The sequence below is a fragment of the Neisseria sp. Marseille-Q2251 genome (assembly GCF_940793045.1).
Classification (GTDB): Bacteria; Pseudomonadota; Gammaproteobacteria; order Burkholderiales; family Neisseriaceae; genus Neisseria.
On record NZ_CALNWV010000017.1, the window covers coordinates 28,984 to 45,266 of the forward strand.

Below are 16,283 nucleotides of genomic sequence, written 5' to 3' on the forward strand. Positions count from 1 at the left end.
ATAAGTTTTAAAAAAGTGCGTTTCCGAAATGGAAAACTGACGGATTATAGCGGATAAGGGGTCGTCTGAAAAGGGATTTTATGCACTGCCGTCGTGTTTGCCGCCTTCTTGTCCGGCTGTGCGGCGGCTTTGTTCGAATGCTTCCTTTTCCTGCTGCTTCATCAGGCGGTTGCGGCGGCGGATGGTGACGGTGAAAACGGTAAACGCGACGGGCAATACTGCCCAAAAAACCAAATAAATCAGCGCACGCGCAATGCTCGGTTGCGCGGCGGAATACATGACGGCGACGAAGAGGTAGCCGATAAGGACAATATGCCACATGGCGGAATCCTGTTTTGATGTTAACGGAGCGTTTATAATCGCCGTATTCTACAACAACACTCAAAAGGTCGTCTGAAATGAGGAATGAGGAAAAACACGCCCTGCGCCGAGAATTGCGCCGCGCCCGCGCGCAGATGGGGCATCAAGGGCGGTTGGCGGCGGGGCAAACGGTTAACCGCCTGCTCAAACGTTATATCAAGAAGGGGCGAAAGATCGGCGTGTATTGGCCGATGGGCAGCGAGCTGCGGCTGAACGGCTTTGTCCGAGCAGCGCAAAAACGCGGCGCCAAACTCTATCTGCCTTATATCGAACCGCGTTCGCGGCGGATGTGGTTCACGCCCTACCCTGACGACGGAGCGAAACAGGAGCGCAAACGCGGCAGGGCGAAGTTGAACGTACCACAGTTTGCAGGGCGCAAAATCCGCGTACACGGTTTATCGATATTGTTCGTCCCGATTGTCGGCATAGACCGCGAGGGCTACCGCTTGGGGCAGGCTGGCGGCTATTACGACGCCACGCTCGCGGCGATGAAATACCGTTTACAGGCAAAAACCATAGGCGTAGGCTTCGATTGCCAACTGGTTGACACGCTGCCGCACGAACCGCACGATCTGCCGCTGGACGGGTTTGTATCGGAGTCGGGCGTGCTGGTGTTCAAACATCATTGACCAATAGTTTTCAGACGACCCCCGTTTAAGACACTATAAAAGGTCGTCTGAAAACTCAAACCATTAAATACAAAGGAAACCCCATGACTGATTTCTCATCCGCTCCAGTTTTGTCCTTCGACCGCGTCCGTCTCGAACCTTTGACGGCGGCACACGAAGCTGGTTTGCGCGAAGCAGTTTGCGACGGCGAAGTTTGGAAGCTGAACGTAACCACCGCACCCGAACCTGACCAAGTGGCGGACTACATCCGCACCGCCACGCAAACCCGCCTTGCCTTTGCCGTCATCGACGAAGACACAGGCAAAATCGTCGGCTCGACTTCGCTTTACCACATCGACCCCGCCATCCCACGCCTCTACATCGGTTTCACATGGTACGCCCTGTCGGCACGGCGCACGCGCATCAATACCGCCTGCAAAATCATGTTGCTCGACTACGTCTTCGACACTTTGAATTGCCGCTGCGTCTGCTGGCAGACCGACAACCTCAACACCGCCTCCCAACGCGCCATCGAACGCCTGGGCGCACACCAAGACGGCATCTTGCGCTGCCACAAGCTGCGCAAAGACGGCAGCGTGCGCGATACGGTGGAATACAGCCTATTGCGCGAAGAATGGCCGCAGGCAAGGGTAAAACTGCTCAAAAAAGCGGCAGCTTATGACGCGTCCTGAAAAAACGTTTTCTTCTTCATTTTTTCATCAAAACACGTCCATCTTGCTGACAATCTGAAGTCTTTAAAAAATTAATGAAATAAGGTGTGACACCGCCAATACCCTGATAAATAAAGGTCATCTGAATGTTTCAGACGACCTTTTCAAACCGCGTTTATGTAAATCCAAACAGAAAATCTTTGCAATTCTCAGAAAAATCCACTAAATTCTCAATAACATATTATGAACGGTTTAACATCGGTTCAAAACGTAAAACCCGCGCGCAATCTTCCACGCCAAAAACACCGCGCCAGCAGGTTTTACCGCCGAAACAGGCGTTCGTAATACAACGGATAATCATAAAGGCAGGATATGCCTGTTTCTAGGAGTACAACCATGGCTGAAGCAACAGATGTTGTCTTGGTGGGTGGAGGCATTATGAGCGCGACTTTGGGCGTTTTGCTCAAAGAACTCGAACCGTCTTGGGAAATCACCCTTATCGAACGCTTGGAAGACGTAGCGTTGGAATCGTCAAACGCTTGGAACAACGCCGGCACAGGGCATTCCGCGTTATGCGAACTCAATTACGCCCCGCTCGGCGCAGACGGCACCATCGACCCGACCCGCGCCCTCAATATTGCCGAACAATTCCACATCAGCCGCCAGTTCTGGTCATCGCTTGTCGAAGAAGGCAAAATCACCGACAACTCCTTCATCCATACCGTCCCGCATATGTCGCTGGTCATGAACACCGACCATTGCGACTACCTGCAAAAACGTTTCGACGCCTTCAAATCCCAAAAACTCTTTGAACGGATGGAATTCTCCACCGACCGCGCCAAAATCGCCGAATGGGCGCCGCTGGTCATCAACGGCCGTAAAGAAGGCCAACCCGTCGCCGCCAACTACTCCGCCGAAGGCACGGACGTCGATTTCGGCAGCCTGACCCGCCAAATAGTGCAATACCTGCGCGAAAAAGGCGTCAAAACCGAGTTCAACCGCCACGTCGACGACATCAAACGCGAATCCGACGGCGCATGGGTACTCAAAACCAGCGATACCCGCAACCCCGACGGACAGCTCACCCTCCGCACCCGCTTCCTCTTCCTCGGCGCAGGCGGCGGCGCACTGACCCTGCTGCAAAAATCCGGCATCCCCGAAGGCAAAGGCTACGGCGGCTTCCCCGTTTCCGGACTGTTCTTCCGCAACAGCAATCCCGAAACCGCCGCGCAGCACAACGCCAAAGTGTACGGACAAGCCTCCGTCGGCGCGCCGCCCATGTCTGTCCCGCACCTCGACACCCGCAACGTGGACGGCAAACGCCACCTCATGTTCGGCCCTTACGCAGGCTTCCGCTCCAACTTCCTCAAACAAGGTTCGCTCATGGATTTACCCCTGTCCATCCACTTGGACAACCTCTACCCCATGCTGCGCGCCGGCTGGGCAAATATGCCCCTGACCAAATACCTCTTGGGCGAATTGCGCAAAACCAAAGAAGAACGCTTCGCCTCCCTGCTGGAATACTACCCCGAAGCAAACCCTGACGACTGGGAACTCATCACCGCAGGACAACGCGTTCAAATCATCAAAAAAGACCCTGAAAAAGGCGGCGTCCTCCAATTTGGCACCGAAATCGTCGCCCACGCTGACGGCTCGCTCGCCGCACTCTTGGGCGCATCCCCCGGCGCATCAACCGCCGTACCCTTGATGATCAAGCTCATCCACCAATGCTTCCCAAGCCGCATTTCCTCATGGGAAGGTCGTCTGAAAGAGCTTGTTCCCGGCTTCGGCATCAAGCTCAACGACAACCCGCAGCTCGCCGAAGAAATCATCAGCCACAACGCCAAAGTCTTGGGCATCCATTACGCTTGAGGCAGATAAACTGCAAGGTGGGCGTTCCTGCCTGTCTTTTTTCAAACTATTAAAATAAAACATCAGGTCGTCTGAACATTCAGACGACCTGAATCCATTGGAAACAAGCAAACATGTTTATCGTACAGCGCATTTACGCATACCGGCCCGACCCCGAACAAACCGCAGTCTTTATCGACCGCCTCTATCCGCGTGGCATCCGCAAAGAGGTCTTTGCTACGGCGCTCTGGCTCAAAGACATCACCCCCAGTGCAAACCTGCGCCGCTGGTATCATGAGAATCCGGCTGAACATTTTGACGGTTTCGTCAGCCGTTACCATGAGGAGCTGCACGGCGATACCGAACAAACCGCCATTAGGCAGCTCTTGGAGTTGGAACGGCAACACGGCAGCGTTTTACTGCTGACTGCCGTCAAAAACCCGCATCATTCCCATGTTTCTGCCTTAGAGCAGTTTTTGGGGACGTCGTTTGAATATCGCGATTAACAAAAACAGCAAGACCTGCGTCATTTGGGGTTGATGCAAAAAGGTCGTCTGAAATCCAGTCTAGGTTTCAGACGACCTTTGTTTTTTTTATAGTGGATTAACTTTAAACCAGTACGGCGTTGCCTCGCCTTGCCGTACTATCTGTACTGTCTGCGGCTTCGTCGCCTTGTCCTGATTTAAATTTAATCCACTATAAATTAAGAAGGATAAGGGTGTGCCACCAATTTCCCGTCGATGTATTCGCCGATATAGACTTTCGAGGCATCAAGATGGAGGCGGTCAAGTTCCTGCTTCAGCCACTCGTCGTCGCGCTTGATGATTTCTAAGATGTCATGGTCGATTTGCCCGTCGGTAATCAGGGGGTAACGCAGGCTTTCGTCGCCGTACTGAATGACGGCGAGCTGGCCGTTTTGCTCCATGACGGCGCGTTTGACGGCAGAGATTTCGTAGATGCCGGCGGCACGGAGCTTAAACATCAGGTCATGTGCGCTGATGCCGTTTTTCATACATTCTTCGGTTTGGATTTCGCCGTTGACGATGACCCAGACGGATTTGCCGTCAATCACGGATTTGACCCAGTGGTTGTGGTTTTTGATGAATTTCAGACTCAAGACCAACAGCGTCCACAAAATCAGCACGAGGAAAAACTGTAAAAGCCCGACGCTGTCGCTGTAAATCACGCCGCCGATGATGCCGCCGAGAACATAGTTTTGCACTTGATCCATGGCGGAGGTGGGGGCGAGGTTGCCTTTACCTAAAAGGTTGATTTGCAAAACCAAACCTAAAATTCCCATAAGGAGTTTGAGGGCAAGGAGGGAGTATGCTTCCATGAGTGTGTCCTGTTATTCTTTGTCGATAAGTTCGATGTTGTTGTTGACCAGATTGATGGGGGTCAGGGTGTAGGCGGAGAAGTCTTGATTGAAATGGACTTCGTAGTATTGGTTTTTGATGCCGACGATCATGCCGTTGTATAGGTGCGTGCTGTTGACGCTGATGTCGGGTTTTTCCACTTTTTGGTTTTCAATCAAAGCATTGAGAAACCCAACCATGCGCGAGGTGTCGGCAGCGAAGTTTTGGCGTTCGCTGTATGAGAGATATTGAATGCCGCTGATGAGGATGAGCAGAAGCAGGGCAATGATGCTCAGGTCGCGGTATTTGGTGTCCATGCGGTGGCGCAGGTATTGCGATACGGCGAGCAGTAGGACGACGAGCGCGGCGAAAATCAGGACGTATTTCAAGTAGTCGTTGAAATACATATGGTTTTCAAGATAAAAGTGTGTGAAGAATTTCATGATTTCAAATGATTTGAGGAAAAAATAGAAGGGTCGTCTGAAAACTGAATTTCAGACGACCTTTCCCGTTTGAAACAGTTCAAAATGGCTGGGCTGCTTTATTTCTTATTGCCCAACTGTGGCAATACCGAGCCCTCGCCCAGCGACAACAAGCCGCTTTGCGAGTAGATACCCAGTTTGGCGCGGGTGTCGGTGATGTCGAGGTTGCGCATGGTGAGCTGGCCGATGCGGTCGAGCGGGGTGAACGCGGCGTCTTCGACTTTTTCCATGCTCAGGCGTTCGGGTTGGTAGGTCAGGTTGGGCGATTCGGTGTTCAGAATCGAGTAGTCGTTGCCACGGCGCAATTCGAGGGTTACTTCGCCGGTAATGGCTTTGGCGACCCAGCGTTGGGCGGTTTCGCGCAACATGAGGGCTTGGCTGTCGAACCAGCGGCCTTGGTAGAGCAGGCGGCCGAGGCGCAGGCCGTTGATGCGGTATTGTTCGATGGTGTCTTCGTTGTGGATGCCGGTCACCAAGCGTTCGTAGGCGATGTGGAACAATGCCATGCCCGGGGCTTCGTAGATGCCGCGCGATTTGGCTTCGATGATGCGGTTTTCGATTTGGTCGCTCATGCCCAAACCGTGACGGCCGCCGATGCGGTTGGCTTCGAGGAAGAGTTCGACGGGGTCGGCGTATTCTTTGCCGTTCAATGCGACCGGTACGCCTTCTTCAAAGCGCACGCTGACTTCTTCGGGTTTGACTTCGACGTTTTCGTCCCAGAAGGCAACGCCCATGATGGGTTTGACGATTTTGATGCCGCTGTTGAGAAATTCCAAATCTTTGGCTTCATGCGTCGCGCCGAGCATGTTGGAGTCGGTGGAGTAGGCTTTTTCAACCGACATTTTGTAGTTGAAGCCGTTGGCAATCAGAAATTCGCTCATTTCGTGACGGCCGCCGAGTTCGTCGATAAATTGTTGGTCGAGCCAAGGTTTGTAGATTTTCAGCGCGGGATTGGTCAAGAGGCCGTAACGGTAGAAACGCTCGATGTCGTTGCCTTTGTAGGTGCTGCCGTCGCCCCAGATGTTGACGTCGTCTTCCTTCATGGCGGAAACGAGCATGGTGCCGGTAACGGCGCGGCCCAAAGGCGTGGTGTTGAAGTAGGCGATGCCGCCGGTGGAAACGTGGAACGCGCCGCATTGGATGGCGGCGATGCCCTCATGTGCCAACTGCGCGCGGCAGTCGATTAAGCGGGCGTTTTCCGCACCGTATTCCATCGCTTTTTTGGGGATGGCGTTGTAGTCGTCTTCGTCGGGCTGACCGAGATTGGCAGTGTAGGCATAAGGCAGCGCGCCTTTGAGTTTCATCCACAACAGCGCGGCGGAGGTATCGAGGCCGCCGGAGAAGGCGATGCCGACTTTTTGACCGACGGGGAGGTGTTGCAGGATAGTATTGTTTTGGCTCATGGGGGAATCCTTTGGACTAAAAATAAATGGACGCAACCGCCCCTTTTCGTAAAATTAGGTTTATTATCTAATAAATATTGCCGACAATCCAGCCGAGTAAACCAAATAGGTCGTCTGAAAACGGATTTCGGTTTTCAGACGACCTATGTCAATCTTGATTTAAAAAACAGCATTTTGCATACAGCTCCGACAAGGTCGCCGAGCCGATATCGCCGAAATCCTGCAAGCCTGTGCATTCGGCAATCCGATGGCGGATGTAATTTACGGACTCCGGGGGTAAAGCCGGTAGACGAGTAAACGACTGTACTGCGGTATATACCGTCAGCGGCGTATCGTACGGCTGCTTGGGGACGAGCGCAATCCGGTAGATATTAATGATTCTGCTTCGTTTCGTATCAGTAAATACCGCTACACCGCAAAAATCCTCTAAAGGCAGTGTTTGCGTGCCTTCGCGGCTGATTTTACAAATCCCTTCTTCTGAAAATACGATTTCGCGGCTGCGTTTATAAAAGTCACGCCACAGCGACCATGCGGTAAAGGCAAAGAGAGTTAAGCCTAGTGCAATGCGCCGTTCCATCAGTATCAAACCCAAGCCGAAGACGGCAAAGAAGACACTTTCCAAACGGTCAAGCAGGTTTTTCGGTTGTTTCAAACGATATTCGTGCATGATTTTCCTTTTGTTTAACCCTTTGGAAGCGTCCGGACATTTTCAGACGACCTCCGAGAAGAAAGATTATGAAAGACCGACAGCATTTGTTCAACCTCATCATCATCGGCGACGAAATCCTGCACGGCAGCCGCCAAGACAAGCATTTCGCCTTTTTCAAATCCCTGCTGGAATCACGCGGGCTGAAACTCAATCAGGTGCAATACCTGCCCGACGAACCCGATTTGCTGGTCAAACAACTGCGCCGAAGCTTTTCAGACGATCTGCCGACTTTCGTTACCGGTGGCATCGGCTCCACGCCCGACGACCACACCCGTCAAGCGGCCGCCGCCGCTTTGGATTTGCCCGTCGTCCGCCATCCCGAAGCCGCCAAGTTCATCGAAGCCGTTACCCTTAAACGCGGCGAACCGCTTGACGCTCCCGAACACGCCCAGCGCCTGAAAATGGCGGATTTCCCCGCAGGCGCGGAACTTGTGCCCAACCCGTTCAACAACATCGCCGGATTTTCCATTCGCGAACATTATTTCTTCCCCGGCTTCCCCGTGATGGCACACCCGATGGCGGAATGGGTTTTGGATACTTATTACGCCGACCGCTTCAACCAAACCGAACGCGGCAGCCGCAGCGTGTATATATTCGGACAACCCGAATCGCGCGTCGCACCGATTATGGAATACATCGAACGCACCTACCCGGGCGTGCGCTCTTACAGTCTGCCCAGCGTCGGCTGGCAAAATGCGGACGGAACGGCGGTCAAACCGCATATCGAGTTCGGCATCAAAGCGGAAGGCGGGGCGTGCCGCGATTTGGACAAAGCATGGGCTGAAGTATTGCAGCGCCTGAAGGATTTGGGCGCGGAGTTGAAAGATACGCCTGTTTAACTCCCTACCCTGCTTTGATAAAAAGGTCGTCTGAAAAACCTAAAACGGCTTTTTCAGACGACCTCGATATCCTGATATATAGTGGATTAACTTTAAACCAGTACGGCGTTGCCTCGCCTTAGCTCAAAGAGAACGATTCTCTAAGGTGCTGAAGCACCAAGTGAATCGGTTCCGTACTATCTGTACTGTCTGCGGCTTCGTCGCCTTGTCCTGATTTAAAGTTAATCCACTATATCAGTCTCCTCTTTCGCGGCTTGATGCTCTTTTTTGAAGCACTTTTTTGTCTCCGAAGGGAATCATTTTGATAGAAGCACGTTTTTTGACCTTTATCATTTAGACTAAAAAATCTTATTTACTTTTGCGATCCACTCGATTACATTACCGTTTAATGCAATTTATTACATTAATTAACATATATATTGTATAAATATACATTATTCATCTATCGAAAATTCTATTTCGATTAATAATACTCTTTATCACTTTGCGTGCAATATATGACGGAATTTGACTTTATCAGACAATATTTGCAAAAACAGAAAAGCAGCGGTTTAATTTTGGGAATTGGCGACGATGCCGCGATTATCCGCCCAAGTCACGGATTTGATTTATGTTTTAGCGCGGACATGCTGTTAAAAGACAGACATTTTTTTTCTGACACCGCTCCGGAAGATTTGGCATGGAAAATGCTTGCTGTCAATATATCCGATATGGCCGCGATGGGTGCAACCCCGAAATGGGTGTTATTAAGTGCCGGATTGCCCGAATTGGACGAAAATTGGCTGAAACGTTTTTGTGACAGCTTTTTCAGTTTGGCACAGCGCTTCGGCATTACCCTAATCGGTGGCGACACGACCAAAGGCGATTTGGTATTCAACGTCACCATTATCGGCGAGCTTCCGCAAGGACAAGCCCTACGGCGCGATGCCGCGAAAGACGGCGACGATATTTGGGTATCGGGTCAAATCGGATCAGCAGCAGCCGCTTTAAACTGCCGCCTGAACACACACACACTACCACCCGATTTGTTCGACCGCTGCCATGACAAGCTGCTCCGTCCGGAGCCTAGAGTGGGATTGGGACAGGCGCTTCTGCCCATTGCCCATGCCGCTCAAGATATTTCGGACGGTCTGGCACAAGACCTCGGTCACATTTTGACTGCGTCATCGGTCGGAGCGGAAATCTCGGCAAATGCGCTGCCGGTTTTAGAAGAATTGAAAAACGTCTTACCGCACGAAAGCTGGCTCTCTTGCGCACTGGCAGGCGGCGATGATTACGAACTGGTTTTCACCGCCCCCGAATGCCGGCGCAGCGAGATTCAGACAATAGCCGGACAATGCGGCGTAGCAGTAACGCCCATCGGGAAAATAAATAATACAGGTCGTCTGAAAATAATAGATTCCAATGGCGGCGAATTAAAACTGACTTCATTAGGATTTGATCACTTTGGCTGAATTTAAACCTACTTTTGACTGGTTGAAGCAGCGCCCGTTATGCCTTCTGGCATTCGGATTCGGCAGCGGTCTCGCGCCTGTCGCGCCCGGCACATTCGGAACGATGGCGGCGCTGCCGATAGCATTTCTCTTGGTTTTAATCGGTATCGACGGCTGGATTCTGGCTTTTTTGTGTGTCGCCCTGTTTATGTGGGGCATCCGCATCTGCAACCACACCGAAAAGGCGCTCGGCATCCAAGACTACGGCGGTATCGTTTGGGACGAAATGGTGGCGATGCTTCTGATTCTGGCTTTTGTGCCTTTTAAATGGAATTGGTGGCTGGCGGCATTTATTCTGTTCCGCTTGTTTGATTCGATCAAACCTTGGCCGATCAAATGGTTTGACCGGCACGTACACGGCGGATTCGGCATTATGTTGGACGATATCATCGCCGCCATCATGACTTTGATCGTTTTAGGCATTGCCGCTTGGATTATCTGATTATTTTTAACACACTTATCCGAAACCATAAAACTTTCGGACACACATCGAAAACATCGGTACAAACAAAACAAACACTATTACGGGATAACAAAAAATGAACGAAATCGAAATTAATGTTCAACCACGCTACGTTGCGGGTCAAAGCGATGTCTATCGTGACCGCTATGCCTTCAACTATGTGATTACCATCTGCAACCGCAGCAACGATGTCATCACGCTGCGCCAGCGTTTCTGGGAAATCACCGACGGACACGGAGCGACCGAGCCGGTAGGTCATTCCGGTCTGATTGAAGAACAGCCGGTCCTTTATCCGGGCGAGGCTTATGAGTACAACAGCGGCTCTCAACTCTGCACCCCATGGGGCAGCATCGAAGGCGCATACGAGTTTGAAGACAGCATCGGCGAACGCTTTATCGTCGGCGTACCGAAGCTGGAATTCAAAGCAGGCTTCACCCTGCAATAAACACCGAGCAAAAACAATACAGATCGGGAAAACCAAAGGTCGTCTGAAAGATTAAGGGGCTTTCAGACGACCTTTTTTTATAGTGGATTAACTTTAAACCAGTACGGCGTTGCCTCGCCTTGTCCTGATTTAAATTTAATCCACTATACCAAAGCAATGCCATGTCGCATCTTATTGGAAACGCCCCCGTTTCACCTGCATCTGCCCTTTGCCCAACTGCGCCGCCAAGCCGTGATTGCGTAAAGCGTGTGTCAGCGCGATGGCGAGTCCGTCGGCGGCGTCCGATTGCGGCGTACCCGACAGTGACAGCATCTGCACCACCATATGCTGCACTTGCTCTTTCGCCGCCTTGCCCTTCCCGACCACAGCCTGCTTGACCTGCAAAGCCGTATATTCAAACACAGGCAAGTCTTCCATCACCAACACCGCCAATGCCGCCCCGCGCGCCTGCCCCAGCATCAGCGTGGACGCCGGATTCACATTGACAAACACCTGCTCCACCGCCGCCTGATGCGGGCGGTATTGCCGCACAATCTCCTTGATATGCCGCGCAATCACGGCGATACGCTCCGCCAACGGTGCATTCGGCGGCGTTTTGATACAGCCTGAAGCCACATAAAAATGTTCTCTGCCGCATACGTCGATCACGCCGAAACCGGTCACCCGACTGCCGGGGTCTATGCCCAAAATACGGACGCTTTTTTGTACAGTCATCTCAGTTTCTTATTCCCATATCGTCAATCAACACATCCTGTCCCTTCAACATATAGTGGATTAACAAAAATCAGGACAAGGCGACGAAGCCGCAGACAGTACAGATAGTACGGAACCGATTCACTTGGTGCTTCAGCACCTTAGAGAATCGTTCTCTTTGAGCTAAGGCGAGGCAACGCCGTACTGGTTTAAAGTTAATCCACTATAAAAGGTCGTCTGAAAACCGATTGTCAGGCTTTCAGACGACCTTTGCCTTCTTTTTACGCCTTATTTTTTAAACATATTTTTAATGATGCCCATCACGCTGCGGGAGATGGCATTGGTCACTTGGCGGTTGATTTGGCTGCCGATGGCGTCGGCGACGTTGTAACCCAAGCCCTGCCCTGACTTTTTACGTCCGCCGCTCAAGCCGCCGAGTAGTCCGCCGAGTATGCCGGGATCGGCATTGGCGGCTTCTTTTTCAGCGGCTTTTTGCGCTTTCTCCTGCTCTTTTGCCGCTGCTGCCGCCTCTTTCTCCGCCGCAACCTGACTGTCGGCTTCGGCTAAGGCTTCAAAGGCGGAATAGTTGTCCACCATGTCTTTATAGGTCGGATACAAATCATCGTTTTGGAACAAGCGGTTGCGCTCTTCGGCGGCAAGCGGGGTCAAGGCGGATTGCGGCGGCAGGACAAGCGCGCGCTCTACCGGCTCCGGCATGCCTTTTTCGTCGAGGAAAGAAACGAGTGCTTCGCCGACGCCCAGTTCCGCAATCGCTTCGGCAACTTTGATATTCGGGTTGCTGCGGAAGGTTTCGGCAGCGGCTTTAACCGCTTTCTGGTCGCGCGGCGTGAAGGCGCGCAGGGCGTGTTGCACGCGGTTGCCGAGCTGCCCAAGGATGGTGTCGGGCAAATCGAGCGGGTTTTGGGTCACGAAATACACGCCCACGCCTTTGGAACGGATCAGGCGCACAACTTGCTCAACCTGCTCCACCAGCGCATTGGCGGCGTTGTCGAACATCAAATGCGCTTCGTCGAAGAACATCACGAATTTCGGTTTGTCCAAATCGCCGACTTCGGGCAGGGTTTCAAACAACTCCGCCAACATCCACAGCAAAAACGCGCTGTACATACGCGGCGAGCGCATCAGTTTTTCCGAATTGAGGACGTTGATAACGCCTTTGCCGTTGTCTGTCTGCATCCAATCTTGCAGGTTGAGCGACGGCTCGCCGAAGAATTTTTCCGCACCTTCATTCTCCAGCGTTAAAAGCTGCCGCTGAATCGCGCCGATACTGGCGGCGGAGACGTTGCCGTATTGCGTGCGGTATTCCGAAGCGTGGTCGGAAACGTGTTTCAGCATACTGCGCAGGTCTTTCAAATCCAGAATGTGCCAGCCTTTGTCGTCGGCAACTTTGAACACAAGGTTCAACAAACCTTCCTGCGTATCGTTCAAATTCATCAAACGCGCCAGCAGCAGCGGGCCCATTTCCGAAACGGTTACGCGCACCGGAATGCCGGTTTCGCCGTAAACATCCCAAAAGCGCACGGGGAAACTTTGCAGCCATTGCTCGCCCAAACCAAACTCGGCAATGCGTTCGCCCACCTTGCCGCTGGCGGCACCCGCTTGCGCGATGCCCGACAAATCGCCTTTGACGTCAACCAAAAATACGGGAACACCCTCGCTGCTGAAGGCTTCCGCCATACGGCGCAAGGTTACGGTTTTACCCGTACCGGTCGCACCGGCGATCAAGCCGTGGCGGTTCGCCATTTTGCCTTGGATTTCAAGTGTCTTATCGCCCGCGCGCGCGATGGGGAATGTCGTCATGAAGGTTTCCTTTGATTGGATGGTTTATATCGATATAGGAACGGCGCGCCCAAATATCGGCGCAAACCGTCTGCCAAACTGCCGTCATTCTACCGTTTTGCAGGGGATGGCTTCAACCCGCAGCAAACCGACGCCCTCCCCCAACTCATCGCGGACAAAGCCCACGCTACACAACGCCACTTCGCCCGCCCATTGCCATACATCAAAAGGTCGTCTGAAAAAAACCGTTTCCCAAGTTTCAGACGACCCCGCCGCTGCGAAAAGCGTATACTTTCCTTATCGCAACCAAGGAGCCGAATCATGAAAATCCTGCCTGTCCTGACCGCCGCGCTGCTCTTGTGTTCCTGCGCCGCCGACCGAGAAACCGAAGCCCTGAAAAACAGCCTGTCCGAAGCGCAAACCGCCGTGCGCCTTTCCGCCGAAAACACCAAGCGGCTGGAAGACACCTATTCCGACATCTACTTCCACCTCGACAGCCTGACCGTCGAAAGCTTCCAAAAACGCGTCGCCAACGGAGACACCGTTTACGCCTACATCGGCAGACCAAGCTGCGGCGACTGCAACGCCTTCGAGCCCATGTTCAAACGCTACATCGCCAGCCGCAACCTGAACGGCAAAATCTACTTCGTCAACGTCCACCGCCTGCACCAAGACAAAGAAGCATGGACCGCGTTCCGCCAACAATACAAACTCGGCGGCACACCCGTCCTAGCGAAATACAGCAAAGGCAAACAAGTCAACAAGCTCGACTTGGAAGAAAACGGCGGCAAAATCAGCGCCGAAGACTTGGAAAAATGGCTGGACGCAAACGGCTTGCGGTAAATTGTCCTTTTGAGATTGCGCCGTTTGAGAGTTAGAGATTTTGCGGAGTGATGAAGAGAGGTCGTCTGAAAATGGATTTTGTTTTCAGACGACCTTTTTCCATAGAGGCAATCTTGTTCCTTCCCCCGTCCGGCGGGGGAAGGTTAGGATGGGGGTGGCTTTACGGCTTGAGGGAAAATCAAATTCGTGCAGCCCGTAGAGCTCCCCTCTCCCCAGCCCTCTCCCGCCGGACGGGAGAGGGAGCAGGTTGCACGTTATGGCATAGATTTCTGCCCAGCTACCGTCATTCCCGCGCAGGCGGGAATCTACTTTTCGGCAACAGAAATCTTAAGAACAATCCAAAAAAACCTAATCTCATTAATGGATTCCCGCCTACGCGGGAATGACGGCGATGGGGTGGTTGCCGAGGTTTGATTATTAAAAAAGGTCGTCTGAAAACCTTAAAATCAGGTTTTCAGACGACCTCGTTTATTCAATCAACGCAAGCTTGGGATAACTCAAGTAGCGTGGGCTTTGCCCACGAAATAAATAAAAACACAGCTATCCTTCGAATGAACATACAGCAAGTTTCGTGGGCAAAGCCCACGCTACTTGTTGTGCAGCAACGGCAACTTGTTCCTTCCCCCGTCCGGCGGGGGAAGGCTAGGATGGGGGTGGCTTCGCGGCTTGATGGCTTTGCGACTTTGGGCAAAATCAAATTCGTGCAGCCCATCGAGCCACCCTCTCCCCAACCCTCTCCCGCCGGACGGGAGAGGGGGCAGGTTGCACGTCTTGACATAGATTTCTGTCCGGCTACCGTCATTCCCGCGTAGGCGGGAATCTACTTTTAAATCTCGGCAACTGTTTTTTCAAACATCAGGTTCTTAGAATTTCCAATGGATTCCCGCCTGCGCGGGAATGACGGCGACGGGGTATTTGGCGTGATTTGTTTATATAGTGGATTAAATTTAAATCAGGACAAGGCGACGAAGCCGCAGACAGTACAGATAGTACGACAAGGCGAGGCAACGCCGTACTGGTTTAAAGTTAATCCACTATAAGAAAAGGTCGTCTGAAACCAAATTTTCAGTTTCAGACGACCTTTAGGGGATAAATCACGATTGAAGTAAGGTTTTACTTTCCTAAGGAGGCGGCATTATTTGCCTTCCACTTTTATCAAAAATCAGCATACCTGTTTCATTACAGAATTTTTGCATTGCTTTTGTTTGCTGAACCTTCGTCAATACTGCCCATTCGGGATCATTCGCTTTTCTCCAATCAGGATAAATATTTTTTTCAAAATCATATATCGTAATGATAGCTGAAAGTAACTCCTCATTATCTTTTAATTGTTTCCATTTAAAGTCACATGCTTTTAAATCAGCATATGAGAAATTGGCATATTGTGCGTTAGCATCATTCAATTTAGCATTCTGTAAATTAGCTTTTTGGAAGCTAGCACCTCTCATCTTTGTGAATCGTAAATCAGCATGTTGTAGGTTAGCATAACTCAAATTAGCTCCTTGTAAATCAGTTTGTGCCAAATCAGTTTGTGTTAAATTGGCATATGTTAGATTAACATTTTGTAATTCAGCTCCTGCTAAACAAGCACCTTGTAAATTAACTTTTGACAAGCAGGTATTACATAACTTGGCTTTACATAATTCAGCGATTTCTAACTCTGCCTCCCACAAATCGGCATCTTGTAACTTAGCTTCCGACAAGTTGGCACCATCCAATTTTGCTTGATTTAGTTTACTATTTTGAAACTTAGTTGCTGTTAGTATAGCTCCACGAAAATCTGCTCCGTTCAAATTCAAGTCTGATAAATCCCTAGCAATTTCACTTACTCCACTTAAATGAAAATTCATCCCAGCCAAACAAATATTGGGCAGCATTTCAGGAAAATCCCGCAAATTAAGTTTCGTGTTTTCCCGATTCAAACTCAATAACACTTGAGTTAACGCAACACCCATAGGGCTTTCTGCTTTTTGTTTCAGTTCATTAAATTTTGAATCATTCAATCGTCTATAATCTAAAATCGTAGCTATTATAGTCAATTAAAATCAAAATAGGACAGTAACGCATCGTCAAATCGGGCGTAATCAGACAATACGGTTCGCAGATACCGCTTAATATTCGCCCACACCTTCTCAATCGGATTGAGCTCAGGTGAATAAGGTGCAAGAGGCAATACCTTATGTCCCCATTTTTCCGCCATTTCCCGTAAGACACCCATACGGTGAAATCGCGCATTATCTAAAATAATCACCGATTTTTGAGTCAATG

Annotated in this window: 19 protein-coding genes; 10 read left to right on the forward strand and 9 right to left on the reverse strand. The window is 51.1% G+C overall.

Annotation, left to right across the window (positions count from 1 at the left end):
• Positions 1–78: 78 nt before the first annotated feature.
• Entirely contained in the window at positions 79–321 is a 243-nt protein-coding gene (locus AAG834_RS07560) for a hypothetical protein (protein WP_342031757.1), read from the reverse strand.
• 77 nt (positions 322–398) lie between these two features.
• Between AAG834_RS07560 and AAG834_RS07565 the strand changes: the two genes are divergently transcribed.
• From AAG834_RS07565 to AAG834_RS07580, 4 genes are all read left to right on the forward strand, one after another.
• A complete protein-coding gene (locus tag AAG834_RS07565) occupies positions 399–989 on the forward strand; it encodes a 5-formyltetrahydrofolate cyclo-ligase (protein ID WP_342031758.1) in 591 nt (196 codons plus the stop codon).
• Between the two features lie 83 nt (positions 990–1,072).
• Positions 1,073–1,660: a GNAT family N-acetyltransferase gene (locus AAG834_RS07570; protein ID WP_342031759.1), complete on the forward strand. Its 588-nt coding sequence runs from the start codon at positions 1,073–1,075 to the stop codon at positions 1,658–1,660.
• A 375-nt stretch (positions 1,661–2,035) separates the two neighbouring features.
• On the forward strand, positions 2,036–3,511 hold the full coding sequence (locus tag AAG834_RS07575; RefSeq protein ID WP_342031760.1) for a malate:quinone oxidoreductase: 1,476 nt from the start codon (positions 2,036–2,038) through the stop codon (positions 3,509–3,511).
• A 113-nt stretch (positions 3,512–3,624) separates the two neighbouring features.
• Entirely contained in the window at positions 3,625–3,996 is a 372-nt protein-coding gene (locus tag AAG834_RS07580) for a DUF488 domain-containing protein (protein WP_342031761.1), read from the forward strand.
• Between the two features lie 197 nt (positions 3,997–4,193).
• Here the strand turns inward: AAG834_RS07580 and AAG834_RS07585 are convergent, their stop codons facing one another.
• The 4 genes from AAG834_RS07585 to AAG834_RS07600 form a co-directional block, all read right to left on the reverse strand.
• Entirely contained in the window at positions 4,194–4,826 is a 633-nt protein-coding gene (locus AAG834_RS07585; protein WP_070774973.1) for a DUF421 domain-containing protein, read from the reverse strand.
• A gap of 12 nt (positions 4,827–4,838) precedes the next feature.
• On the reverse strand, positions 4,839–5,288 hold the full coding sequence (locus AAG834_RS07590; RefSeq protein ID WP_009310859.1) for a DUF3290 family protein: 450 nt from the start codon (positions 5,286–5,288) through the stop codon (positions 4,839–4,841).
• A gap of 98 nt (positions 5,289–5,386) precedes the next feature.
• Positions 5,387–6,730 (reverse strand): argininosuccinate synthase, encoded by a 1,344-nt coding sequence (gene argG / locus AAG834_RS07595; RefSeq protein ID WP_003765076.1) that lies wholly within the window; start codon positions 6,728–6,730, stop codon positions 5,387–5,389.
• A gap of 148 nt (positions 6,731–6,878) precedes the next feature.
• Positions 6,879–7,397 (reverse strand): hypothetical protein, encoded by a 519-nt coding sequence (locus AAG834_RS07600; protein WP_070774970.1) that lies wholly within the window; start codon positions 7,395–7,397, stop codon positions 6,879–6,881.
• A gap of 68 nt (positions 7,398–7,465) precedes the next feature.
• Here AAG834_RS07600 and AAG834_RS07605 point away from each other — a divergent pair, with 68 nt between their 5' ends.
• From AAG834_RS07605 to apaG, 4 genes are all read left to right on the forward strand, one after another.
• Positions 7,466–8,278 carry a competence/damage-inducible protein A gene (locus tag AAG834_RS07605; protein ID WP_342031762.1) on the forward strand — a complete coding sequence of 271 codons (813 nt, stop codon included), beginning with the start codon at positions 7,466–7,468 and terminating at the stop codon, positions 8,276–8,278.
• A gap of 497 nt (positions 8,279–8,775) precedes the next feature.
• Positions 8,776–9,732 carry a thiamine-phosphate kinase gene (gene thiL, locus AAG834_RS07610; protein WP_342031763.1) on the forward strand — a complete coding sequence of 319 codons (957 nt, stop codon included), beginning with the start codon at positions 8,776–8,778 and terminating at the stop codon, positions 9,730–9,732.
• Entirely contained in the window at positions 9,725–10,213 is a 489-nt protein-coding gene (locus AAG834_RS07615; RefSeq protein ID WP_049230229.1) for a phosphatidylglycerophosphatase A, read from the forward strand. The genes thiL and AAG834_RS07615 overlap by 8 nt, the downstream gene beginning before the upstream one ends.
• A 97-nt stretch (positions 10,214–10,310) precedes the next feature.
• Entirely contained in the window at positions 10,311–10,679 is a 369-nt protein-coding gene (gene apaG, locus AAG834_RS07620; protein WP_003759386.1) for a Co2+/Mg2+ efflux protein ApaG, read from the forward strand.
• Positions 10,680–10,850: 171 nt separating this feature from the next.
• On the opposite strand, the gene ruvC is transcribed toward apaG, so the two are convergent.
• The gene (gene ruvC, locus AAG834_RS07625; RefSeq protein ID WP_342031764.1) at positions 10,851–11,393 is read right to left on the reverse strand and encodes a crossover junction endodeoxyribonuclease RuvC; all 543 of its coding nucleotides are present in this window, start codon (positions 11,391–11,393) and stop codon (positions 10,851–10,853) included.
• 267 nt (positions 11,394–11,660) lie between these two features.
• Entirely contained in the window at positions 11,661–13,193 is a 1,533-nt protein-coding gene (locus AAG834_RS07630) for a helicase HerA-like domain-containing protein (protein ID WP_311152506.1), read from the reverse strand.
• Here AAG834_RS07630 and AAG834_RS07635 point away from each other — a divergent pair.
• On the forward strand, positions 13,192–13,497 hold the full coding sequence (locus AAG834_RS07635; protein WP_342031765.1) for a hypothetical protein: 306 nt from the start codon (positions 13,192–13,194) through the stop codon (positions 13,495–13,497). The two genes, AAG834_RS07630 and AAG834_RS07635, sit on opposite strands and share 2 nt — an antisense overlap.
• Positions 13,494–14,015 carry a thioredoxin family protein gene (locus tag AAG834_RS07640; protein WP_342031766.1) on the forward strand — a complete coding sequence of 174 codons (522 nt, stop codon included), beginning with the start codon at positions 13,494–13,496 and terminating at the stop codon, positions 14,013–14,015. Before AAG834_RS07635 ends, AAG834_RS07640 begins: the two co-directional genes overlap by 4 nt.
• 1,121 nt (positions 14,016–15,136) lie before the next feature.
• Here AAG834_RS07640 and AAG834_RS07645 read toward each other — a convergent pair.
• Together AAG834_RS07645 and AAG834_RS07650 are read right to left on the reverse strand one after the other, a co-directional pair.
• Positions 15,137–16,018: a pentapeptide repeat-containing protein gene (locus AAG834_RS07645; protein ID WP_342031767.1), complete on the reverse strand. Its 882-nt coding sequence runs from the start codon at positions 16,016–16,018 to the stop codon at positions 15,137–15,139.
• A 32-nt stretch (positions 16,019–16,050) separates the two neighbouring features.
• Positions 16,051–16,283 (reverse strand): transposase (locus tag AAG834_RS07650; protein ID WP_203026490.1); only part of this gene is annotated, 233 nt, incomplete at its 5' end.